1 pseudogene is annotated in these 368 nt (G+C 69.8%); it reads right to left on the bottom strand.

What is annotated here, in order from left to right:
• Positions 1–112 precede the first annotated feature (112 nt).
• A pseudogene (locus KDH83_RS32010) lies at positions 113–368 on the bottom strand (iron dicitrate transport regulator FecR); the annotation flags it as partial.

Genomic DNA, 368 nt, shown 5'->3' with positions numbered 1-368 from the left:
GGACATGGTTCCGTGCCTTGCTTGCGTGCGGGAAGTGGAGGGAAGTCCCTGTATCCCGGACGAGATGGCCGGATCCTCAATCGGGTCGTCGGAAATTTTGTAACCGCCGCGTTCAGTCCGCCGGCCGCAGCGTCACCCAGTAGCGCGTCCGATACACCACGGTCACGGGCAGGCCGCGTTCCAGGTTGTGCAGCGCCCGGTCGGTATCGCGCAGCGGGAAGACGCCGCTCACGCGCAGGTCCGCGACGGCGGGGTCGCAGCGCAGCAGGCCGGGCCGGTAGCGGCCCAGCTCGGCCAGGAAGTCGTCCAGCCGCCAGGCGTCGGCCACCAGCACGCCTCGGCTCCAGGAGGCCGCGTCCTCGCTGACA

Origin of the sequence: Achromobacter sp. Marseille-Q0513 (assembly GCF_018195695.1) — a bacterium.
Lineage (GTDB): Bacteria > Pseudomonadota > Gammaproteobacteria > Burkholderiales > Burkholderiaceae_B > Achromobacter.
The sequence above is the reverse complement of the archived record's forward strand: the minus strand, read 5'-3'. Positions and strand labels throughout refer to the sequence as shown.